Annotated in this window: 8 protein-coding genes; 4 read left to right on the top strand and 4 right to left on the bottom strand. The window is 49.2% G+C overall.

Annotation, left to right across the window (positions count from 1 at the left end; genetic code table 11):
• From PH605_RS25035 to PH605_RS25045, 3 genes are all read left to right on the top strand, one after another.
• The coding region (locus PH605_RS25035; protein ID WP_193559589.1) for an AGE family epimerase/isomerase at positions 1–190 on the top strand (190 nt) is incomplete at its 5' end.
• A gap of 151 nt (positions 191–341) precedes the next feature.
• Entirely contained in the window at positions 342–1,490 is a 1,149-nt protein-coding gene (locus PH605_RS25040; RefSeq protein WP_142846686.1) for an FkbM family methyltransferase, read from the top strand.
• A 40-nt stretch (positions 1,491–1,530) separates the two neighbouring features.
• Positions 1,531–3,423, top strand: coding sequence for a glycosyltransferase family 4 protein (locus tag PH605_RS25045; RefSeq protein ID WP_125147050.1), 1,893 nt, complete (start codon positions 1,531–1,533; stop codon positions 3,421–3,423).
• A gap of 38 nt (positions 3,424–3,461) precedes the next feature.
• On the opposite strand, the gene PH605_RS25050 is transcribed toward PH605_RS25045, so the two are convergent.
• The 3 genes from PH605_RS25050 to PH605_RS25060 form a co-directional block, all read right to left on the bottom strand.
• Entirely contained in the window at positions 3,462–4,892 is a 1,431-nt protein-coding gene (locus PH605_RS25050; protein WP_271040164.1) for a mannose-1-phosphate guanylyltransferase/mannose-6-phosphate isomerase, read from the bottom strand.
• Positions 4,893–4,928: 36 nt separating this feature from the next.
• Positions 4,929–6,692: an ABC transporter ATP-binding protein gene (locus PH605_RS25055; protein WP_065656788.1), complete on the bottom strand. Its 1,764-nt coding sequence runs from the start codon at positions 6,690–6,692 to the stop codon at positions 4,929–4,931.
• A 409-nt stretch (positions 6,693–7,101) separates the two neighbouring features.
• A complete protein-coding gene (locus PH605_RS25060) occupies positions 7,102–8,394 on the bottom strand; it encodes a glycosyltransferase family 4 protein (RefSeq protein WP_080818996.1) in 1,293 nt (430 codons plus the stop codon).
• 381 nt (positions 8,395–8,775) lie between these two features.
• Between PH605_RS25060 and PH605_RS25065 the strand changes: the two genes are divergently transcribed.
• The gene (locus PH605_RS25065) at positions 8,776–9,048 is read left to right on the top strand and encodes a hypothetical protein (RefSeq protein ID WP_080818995.1); all 273 of its coding nucleotides are present in this window, start codon (positions 8,776–8,778) and stop codon (positions 9,046–9,048) included.
• A gap of 190 nt (positions 9,049–9,238) precedes the next feature.
• Here PH605_RS25065 and PH605_RS25070 read toward each other — a convergent pair whose 3' ends face one another.
• Positions 9,239–10,309, bottom strand: coding sequence for a hypothetical protein (locus PH605_RS25070; protein WP_065657634.1), 1,071 nt, complete (start codon positions 10,307–10,309; stop codon positions 9,239–9,241).
• Positions 10,310–10,594: the final 285 nt, after the last annotated feature.

Below are 10,594 nucleotides of genomic sequence, written 5' to 3' on the forward strand. Positions count from 1 at the left end.
TTACCTCGCCTCCGGTCTCAGCGCCATCGGCGCGCTGCAGCCTTTCCTCGACACGCCGGTCAAGGGCCTGTGGTTCGACAAATGGCCGGCCGACAGGCCGATGCTCGACGAGCCGGCGCCGGCAAGCACGTTTTATCACATCGTCTGCGCCATATATGAGGCAGAGGCCGTGCTGGCGGTTCACGAGTAGACTGTTACGTGCTGATGTATGCTATCTCCTACTTTTTCGTGGACGACTTTAGAAAAGGTACAAAATGCCTAGTGTTTTGCGAACAAACATATAATCAAGACGCGGCTATTTTTTAGTCGCTAAGAACGAAATTCGAAAACCGGGGGACGAAATGGATACACATCTCATCGAGGCGTTGAAATGGCTAGAGAATAAAACAAGAACAATTTACTCGCAGGAGGAATTTTCTTGGGGTGAAATAGTTTCGTTGGGCTTGCATGAAGTTCGCTCACGTAAGGATATAGATTCATCAAAGTATGTGCTGATCCATAAAGGAAAAATTACGGAAATTGATCCCTCTACCTTAATGCAGTATGTTGGTAGAAGCGAAATATGCTTTTCTAATGATGTATATATAGTGTTGCGTATTTTCGATATTTCTGAAAAGGGCGACAGTATCAAGAGTTTCTTCTACAATATGGCTGACTGCTTGCATGTAGATACGACGCCATCGAAGGCAATACATAGAATGTGCCAGTATATTGGAGAGAAAACTGTCCTAACGGAGACGTTTTTTGGAAGGAAAATATTCCTAGACAGCATGGATATTTCTCTGACACCTCATATCATGGCTGAAGGACGTTGGGAGCCGTGGGTTACTACGTTTCTTCAAAAAAACCTGAAAAAAGGCGATGTGTTTTTCGATATCGGGGCGAATTGTGGATTTTACACTTTGTTGGCGGCTCATTTCGTTGGTGAGCAGGGGTTCGTACTGGGTGCGGAGCCCCAAATTGCGTTGCATTCTCGATTGATAAAGAGCGTTGCAGTAAACGGCTTCTCAGGTTTTGTAGAGGTCGCAAATGTTGCCTTGGGTGATGAAAGGAAAGAGGTCCATATAAATAAAATTGGAGATTACGTCGGTAGCGCCACATTGCTTGACGTAGAGGGATCCCATCGAAGTGAGCGCGTTAACGTCACGACAATGCCGTTATTGATCCAGGACGTAGAGCGCAAATTCAAACGAAAAGTGTCACCAAATTTTATCAAAATAGATGTTGAAGGTTATGAAATAAATGTCTGGAAGGGCATGCGGAACTGGCTTAAAGAGCAGGAGGGTCTCACAATAGTTATGGAGTTTAGTCCAATTGCATACAAAGAAATGGGGCAAGATCCGCATAGTTTTGTAGGCGAAATTTTGGAGGCGGGCTTTAGTATTAATAGGCTGCTGCACAATGGAACAGAAGTGCATTTTTCTTCGTCGTCTGTTGATGATGTTATTAGTTCTGGAGACTATGTAGATCTGATATTGCGGCGACAGTGATTTCATTGTCAATGTGACGTGTTACTTCGGAAGTATAGGTATGGGTGTAATGATGTCGAAGTTTGTTTCATTTTCAAAAAATATGGAAGACGTTCTTCTGTGGCGTATGTTCAAATCTGAGGAAAACGGCTTTTATATCGACATCCATGCAGATTCGCCCGACCGCGAATCGATCACCAAAGGTCTTTATGAGAGAGGGTGGAGCGGGCTCAACATCCATCGCGACATATCTATACTCAACCTATTTGAGCATTTCCGTCCGAATGACGAAAACCTTCATTGCGTACTATCTGCGGACGCCAACCATTTAGGTGAAAATCTCACCGCTGATGGTAGTCGTCCGAATGTCTTATCGACTTGTTCGATTGGGAGGCGATTTAATAAAGTAAGGCAACAGGTTTTCTCATTCAATCAGATCTGTGAACGCTTCGTGCTACCCAGTAAGTCAGTCCACTTTTTAAGGGTAAATTTGGGCGCTGATTTTGATCATTTATTCTCATATAATAACTGGCTTGAATTTCGTCCTTGGGTATTGATAATTGCTACGCGAGATTACGTCGACGCAGCCTGCAATGATCTCGATCAAAATATGCATTCTATTTCTTACGAAGTCGCGTATGTCAACAATGACTATCGGTTTTATTTGGCAAGGGAAAAAAAGGCGCTTGCGTCTTTTTTAGACAAAGAGCCCAGTTTCGCTGATGGTTTTATTCCGCATGAGCTTTCAGTCATTGCGGCCGAATTGGCTGGCACAAAGTCACAACTAGACGACCTCCATGAACGAATTGGGTCGCTCAACCACGAAGTTCTCTTTTTGAGGTCAAAAATAGACGTTTTGGAAAGAAATAAACTGCTCAAGATCGTCTCGGCTTCGAGGAAGTTGAATCCGGAGCGCATTATTCGCCGGGCGATCAGAAAGCGTTTTCCCAAAAAAGAAATCTTAAGTAGTGAAAAACTCTCGGGTTTCATCGAAATTAAGATTGGTGACATAACTATTAATTTTGCTGCGGAAGCGCTGAGGGATCAAAGAGGTATCGGTCGAGTAGCGCGGGAGTACTTGGCAGAATTGCGGAGCCGCCAAAATAAAGATCAATTACCTCTTGGAAATGATGCAGGCAGTAAAGTTGTTAATTTCTATCCGTCTATTCATTGGTGTCCAGAGGATTTGAATGGTAACTCCTTGGTCATGATACACGACGTGATACCGCTTCTGTTTCCGGATCTTTTTCCTCGAAAAACGATTGACGATTGGAAGAATAAGTACGCTTACATTGCAAGTAAGGCGACTCATATTTTAACGGTTAGTCATAGTAGCGCGGAAAGCATTTCAAGAGAGCTTTCTATTCCTATGAGTAAGATTTCGGTCGCTTATAATGGTGTCACGATTTTTGATCCCGATAGCGACGACTTAAATGACATTCAAGAGCAAGGGCAATACTTTGTTTGCATAGGTTCTTTCGATTACCATAAGAATTTGAAAGTGATATTTGACGCAGCCCTTCTTCCGGGTTTTCCTGATTGCAAGATATTTGTTGTGGGAGCTGGACACAATAACGAAAAATTGGCGTACTATAGTTCAAAAATTCACTTCACGGGGAAGCTGTCAGACGCTGAACTCTTCTCACTTGTTAAAAATTCACAAGGATTGTTGTTTCCTAGTCTCTACGAGGGATTTGGTTTGCCTCCGCTCGAGGCGCTAGCTTTGGGTGTGCCAGCCATCTGCAGCTCCCGACCCGCGATGACGGAGATCCTTGAGCAAGGCGTTTTATTTTGTAGACCGCACGATCCTAAAGAATGGGTTGAGGCTATGATCAGTTTGATGTCATTGCCTCCTAGTGCTGAAGAATGCCGCGACATGAGAGAATTTGTTAGAAGCAGATTCACTTGGGCTAAATCGGTCGATGCAATGATGGAAGCGATAAAAAAGATGTGAGTTTATCAGAAACTTCGCTGATGATGCGCACCGCAATTCTATTGCCTTTTATAATCGTCCTCGATGCGGATGACATCATCCTCGCCGATATAGGCTCCGGTCTGGATTTCGACCAGTTCGAGCGGGATCTGCCCCTCATTGGCAAGCCGGTGCGGCTGGCCGATCGGGATATAGACCGACTGGTTCTCCGTCAGCAACTTCGTCTCCTCGCCGATCGTCACCGTCGCCGTGCCCTTGACGACGATCCAGTGTTCCGAGCGGTGATAATGTTTCTGGAACGAGATGCGGTGGCCGGGATCGACCGTGATATGGCCCACCCGGTAACGCTCGTCCACATACATGTGTTCGATATAACCCCAGGGGCGATAGACGCGCTTGTGGCTTTGCGTCTGCGGTGCGTGTTCGCCGTCCTTCAGCGTCTCCACCAGACCCTTCACATCCTGCACCCGGTTTTTCGGCACCACCAGAACAGCATCCTTGGTGGCGACCACCACCATGTCCTTCGCGCCCACCACCGTCGTCAGCAATTGCGTCGAATGGATGAGGCAGCCTTCGGAATCGATGAAGACGCCGTTGCCTTCCAGCGCATTGTCGTTGCCGCGCTTGTCGGCGATTTCCCAGATCGCATCCCAGCTGCCGATATCCGACCAGCGGAAATGGCCATGCACCACCGCCATGCGTTTGGTCTTCTCGATCACGGCATAGTCGATGGAGTTCTTCGGCGAGGCCTCGAAGCTTGCCTGATGCAGGCGCACGAAACCGAGGTCGCTTTCATATTGCTCGACCGCCTGCGTCACCGCCGCCAGGATTTCCGGGGCGAAGGCCTTCAGTTCGGCGATCATCACATCGGAGCGGAACAGGAAATTGCCGGAATTCCAGAGATAACCCTTTTCCAGATAGGAGATCGCCGTCTTCATATCCGGCTTTTCCACGAAGGCGTCGACGGTGCTCAGGTCGTCTTCGCCGTCGATCGCCTCGCCCGGTTTGATATAACCGTAGGAGGTGCGCGGTTCGGTCGGCACCAGGCCGAAGACGACGATATTGCCCTGATCGGCGGCTTTTGCGCCGAGTTTCACGGCGTCTGAGAACTTGTCGGCATCGAGCACGACATGGTCGGCGGCAAGCGCCAGCACCAGGCATCCGGGCTCGCGGCGCTCGGCCAGCACGGCGGCGGCGGCCATGGCGGCGGCGCTGTCGCGGCGGGCGGGCTCCAGCACTACCGTTGCCGGCAGATCGATCTCTTCGGCCTGACGGCGGGCGAAGAACCGGAAATCCTCATTGGTGATCACCAGCGGCTCGGCATAAAGCCCCTTGTCGCCCACCCGCTGCAGCGTCTGCTGATAGGTCGAAAGATTGCCGACCAGCGGCTGAAACTGCTTGGGCAACTGATCGCGCGATACCGGCCAAAGCCGCGAACCAGCACCGCCGGCAAGAAGAACCGGCGTGATCTTTCGAGAGTGTTCCTTCACAACAAAACCTTTCCAATGCGGCCTGATATGTCAGGGTTATGCTACGTCCGCATCGAACTGGATACTGTGCAGGCGTTTATAAAGGCCATCTGTTGCAAGTAGTTCACGCCGACTTCCTTCCTCTACGACCTGTCCATTATCCATAACGACGATCTTGTCGGCTCGGTTTATCGTTGAAAGCCGATGAGCGATGACAATAGATGTTTTGTTCAGTGTCAGGCGCTCAAGCGCGTCTCGCACAAGAGCTTCGGATTCCGAATCCAACGCACTGGTCGCCTCGTCAAGGATCAAAATATCTGCGTCCCTCAGCATGGCTCGCGCGATCGCAACACGCTGTCTCTGCCCCCCGGAAAGGCCTGAACCATTTTCACCAAGCTTGCTGTCGTAACCGTCAGGCATCTTCATGATAAATTCATGGGCATTGGCAGCCTTGGCAGCAGCAATGATCTCTTCTTCTGTCGCGCCGTCCCGACCAACGGAGATATTGTGCTTAACAGTACCCGAGAACAGAAAGGTTTCCTGACCCACATAAGATACGTGCTCGCGCAGGCTAGCAAAGGAAACATCGCGCAAATCCATGCCGTTGATTTCAACGGAACCATTCTGAGGATCGTAAAGGCGCATCATAAGATTGATGATTGTCGATTTGCCGCTTCCTGACGGACCGACCAATGCGGTCATCTTGCCGCCCTCGAAGAGTACGCTGACGTTCTTCAGAACCGGCTGCCCAGAAACATATTCGAAGCTGACGTTTCTTAGTTGCACGTCGCCACTGGCCTTGAGTAGAGGCAGGGCATCTTTCTTTTCGGCAAGCGTCAACGGCGCGTCCAGAACCTCGAACATCATGCGGACACCGATCATGCCTCCTTCGATCTGTATTCTCATACGCGCCAGACGTTTTGCTGGTTCGTAAGCAAGAAGCAAAGCGGTTATAAAGGACATCAGATCGCCCGGAGAGCCGCCTTTCTCCAGAACGGTGTAGCCGGAAACGGCAATGACGACAGCAATCGCAAGGCCGGACAGCGTTTCCATGATCGGACTGGTCGCCGCTTCAAGCTTCGCAATACCATTTGCTCGATGCTCAACGTCAGACACTGCCTTGTTCATACGTTGGCGCATAAGCTTCTCAAGCGAGAACGCTTTAATCACACGGACGCCGATGCTGGTTTCCTGCACGACGTTGACGATTTCGCCAAGCGAAGCGAGCTCAGCCTCCATGATCTTACGCACCCGGCGCAAGACAAGACGGACACTGAAGATGGCAAGAGGGCCTATAATCATCGAAATCGCGCTCAGAAGAAAATTCTGGGCGAACATCACAACGATCAAACCGATGAGCGACAACAGGTCGCGGATAAAGGACGTCACGATTGTATCGATAACGCTCCTGGCAGCCTGTGCATTGTAGGTTACCCGAACCAGCAATTCCGATGATGGCAGGTTTTGAAAGAACGATACACCTTGCTTCAGCAGGCGATCATATATTTTACGTTGCTGCTCCGCGACGATGCTGTTGCCGGCTTTGCTCAGATAGTAACTCTGAACGAACGTGGCGAGGCCCTTTACAATGAATATCGCGGCAACCGCAAAAGCAATCTCAAGGACGACGTCAAAGCCGCGCTTCAAGTAAACGCTGTTAACGATATCGCGCATGATCCAAGCGCTGAGAGAGGTCGTTGCAGCAACGACAACCATTGCCGCGATTGCCATCGAGTACCAACCGACATGCTTCCTAAAGTTCTCTTTGAACAGTCGTACCAGCAGCTTCTTGTCGTTTTGCGACAAAAATGATCCGATCACAGCGATATTCCTAATTTGTGCAGAAACTACATTTGGTGAGTGTTTATCACGTTAGACGAACAAACCCAAACGGATGGAGTGATGTTCGGTGTGTAGCGCTCATATATGATGGCTCAAGTTTCATGCTCGCAAAACTCAAAGCTTAACACTGGTCCAAATGCCGAGGCACGGCTAATCCAAAATTGGCTTAGTGCACTTAAATGGGTGATCACTAAGTGTCAATCTCCCTCTGGCGAGGATGTCATCACGCCCCGTTTCTGGCAGGGGGAAGAACGGGAGAGATTGCTGCTTTAGAGTAACCGGCAAGAAAATCCCATCTGGCGCGGCTAATGCTGATCTATCCCCATTCCGCACTCAAGATAGCTTCCCAACGGCATGGAGGGCACATCATCCATGTCAGCTGGCAGCCTTATGTCGCCACCCGTCTCTCTTTGTGGTCAAACTTTTGCACCGAATGAAGTATATCTGACGCGACATTTCGCCAGGTCCGCATTTGTGGTTTGAATTCGGCGATTTTCGTTTTCAAGGCAGCGTAGCTATCCGGCTCGAGCAACAACCCGCGAACCAAATCCGCCAATTCATCCGGTTTCTCTGGATTGAAATACAGTGCGAGTGTACCCCCTGCCTCCCTCAAGGCCGGCACATCCGCAGCAAAAGCCGGGGTCCCGCACCAAAGAGCTTCGCTAATCGGCAAGCCCCACCCTTCCATTCTGCTCGGCAAAACGAGGCCATAGGCATTTTCGTAGAGCAGACGTAATTCCGCTTGGTTCGGGTTAAGAACAAAGTGGAACTTGTCGACTATAGGGCGAAACTTTTCCTGTTTTAAGAATTTTTCAACTCTTTTACGTCTTGCGCCTGCCAACACCAGTGCGGGCGGAACGACACCGGAAGCCTGTAATAGAAGCATGGCTTCAACAACACATTCCAAGTTCTTACGGCCGTTATAAATACCGACGCCCAGAAGGTAACGACCTGAAGGGGGCTTCTTATCTATTGGCTCAACCGTCGGCCGAAGTTCATTACAAAGCGGGATAGCGACAACGTCCTGCACTGGCGGCAATGTCCCTATCTCTGAAAAATGCTTTACTTCCCGCGCCGTAAATTCCGAATTTGTCAAAATCAGTGACGCAGCCCCGATAGCGACCTTGTTATCGTGAATAAAATTCCGCGGAAACGAAAACTGATTCCGATGTGTGAAATTATGCAATGGGATCATGTCATGGAGCATCGGAATGAAAGTGGCTTTTTCGCCCCGTTCATTCAACGCCATGATATAGTCAGACATGATTTTTGGCCTGCCCAGCGAAATCAGAATCTGCCCGTCGAGATTAACCTCCCGAACAGCACTCGCCGGAATAGTTGCCCAACGTTTGCGATTGCGATGCTCGACTATCGTGCGCACCATCCCGTAGAAAAAAGACTTCAAAAAGTTAGTATCAAAAAGATTCTGCCTCAGACGCAATGGGGTCGCGCTTGAAGGAATATTGGGATCCAGAACACCGGTTGGCGATGCGTCACCCGTACGGGGAAAAACCTCAAAAAACCGACGATGCAGCGGCGAATAGATTACATACCTTACAGATTTATCCGCCAAAGTCAGTTCATAAGCGACTTCCATTACGGTTCGCGCAATTCCGTAATATTTAAACTTGACTCCCGAATTCAGGAAAAGTTCCGACAGATCAAAAAAGACTTGGGGCATTTACCGTCCTGCCTGACGGACACTTCCGTCATGAAACATATTAGATTGCAAAAACTTACGAGCTCATATGCCACGCTGTTGCCGATCGCCCACCATGCATTTTGGCATATAGATTTTGGACAGCACATTTGTCAACGTCGAGAACCTCCTAGTGATGCAAAACTACACATTTCTGTCCAAGATATAATAGGCCGGACTCTGAATTATTCTGGAGGAAATTCTCAGAGGCAAGTCATGACGGCCATCATAAATGGCCACAAGGAAAGCCGGATCGACGAGCGGCTCCTTTGAGCATTCAATAGGACCGTCAAGCCAGGCGCTTGACGGTTTGAACTCCACTGGCATACTCGTCGAAGTGATGTGGAAGCTTGGACGTGAGCCGTGATCGAAGACGACGACCCCAATCTGGTGACTTCTGGTAAAAGTAAGAGGATCGTCGTTGATGGCTATCCCTTCTCTATCGACATCTTCCGGCTTGAAACCTATACGACATGGACGCTTGAAGTGGTCGATCACCAAAACACCAGTCACGTATGGGACGACCAGTTCGAATCCGACACAGAGGCTCGAGACGTCGCAGTCAAAACTATCAAGGCAGAGGGCGCCCTTGCGTTCATGCGCGGCAAGAACGTCATCCCCTTCCGTCAAGGGTAAATCGGCGTGCCCTTAAAGCGGCGCTTACCACGAGCGAGCGATCAAGCCAACAAAGCCGGTGACGGCATTCACAAGAATTATTGGTGCGATGATCCGACTTCAAGCGCTGGGGCGGCTTTGGTTGCAGCCGCAGCAAAGCCGAGAAATCTTCGTGGCATTGCCGGGAGCATTGCTTGCTAATTTCCTTATATCATGGCTTTGACCATTCGAAATTAATCAGCCCCTTAAGCCTACCTTCTACGAAAGGCAACTTACCTGCGTTAATGCCTCGCCGAGTAAGAGTCTGTATCCAGGAGCGCGCAGTTCCCTGCGTATCGAACACGTGCCTCCAAAACTCTGGGTACCAGTACTCATGGGTTATAGGTACGTAGTCCCGATAAAAATCGCCTCCCCAGTGGCGACCGGACAGATACAATGTAGAGTGTCCAAAAAGCTCGGCTTCATAAGCGGAACCTGACGAGATTGTAACGATCCTTAAATCCTTGCTTTGACAGAATAACTCGTAAGCCGAAATATCGCTTGGTACCTCTTTTGTATTCGGGAACATATGTTGCCAAAAATCAAAAGATTCTTGGTTGCGTACATGGGGATGGCGTTTGTAGAATATTGCACGAGACGAATTGATTTCGTCCCTCAATATTTCCGAAAAATCACCGATCCTCAAGAACCGGCCCTTTTCTATTAGGCTAGCATCTTCATTCGTCTGCGCCATAAATATCGTTGACCCGGCGGGGATCGCATTTGGTGATTTACGCCACCGCCTTCGACACAGCTTCACTTCTCGCTTTAGGAAATTGCCTTTCATCGCGAATTGCCTCAGTCTTAGAGCAAAGTTTTTATCATTTGTCTTGATTGCAAAAATTAGGTCGGAAGCGAATCGGATAGGGTGGACGCGGAAGTTAAGATACACCATCCCGGCAGAATCCAAGGCATCCATGAATGCGGGTGATGCCTCGAACAAAAAAAACGTTGCGGGCCCAAATGCGTCAATAAGTTTCTTGATAAATGGGGCCGGGAAGCCGGCGTCATAACGCGTCGCCCATTGATCTTGAATTTGGCGGGAGGTTTGATCGTAGATCGAATCGTGGAGGAGGTTTAGAGGAAAGTCATTCTTTTTCTCTCCAACAGTATACACCTTGAACCCTAGTGACTCAAAAATAGGCGTAAAAAGACGAGAAAACCAAGCGATATTGTGGGACTGATGGAGCTCCATTCTATTATTCACTCTGGTTAAATCGCCAGAGATAACGATTTGTGTCATTGGCGTACCGGTGATTTAGTCTGCACTTTCTTTCTCCTAAAAGTTTGGAATAAACTGCTCCTCAAATGAGAAGCAACTAATAGAACTTGTGGGGGATTGTTTGCGGTCAATGACCTGAGACCTGACCTGAGACCCTGAACTTCCTCCAGAATTTGGTAGAGTCCGTTACGATCATGAACCGCCCCAGGTTTCTGGACCATCTGAGGCTAGAGTTTTCCGGCTTCATTCAGGGAGGCGGGCTGGTTGAGCCTCCTGATTTCATCAGCGAGATCGGTACCTTATTGC

It is taken from the genome of Agrobacterium sp. CFBP 3001 (genome assembly GCF_027871605.1).
GTDB lineage: Bacteria > Pseudomonadota > Alphaproteobacteria > Rhizobiales > Rhizobiaceae > Agrobacterium > Agrobacterium leguminum.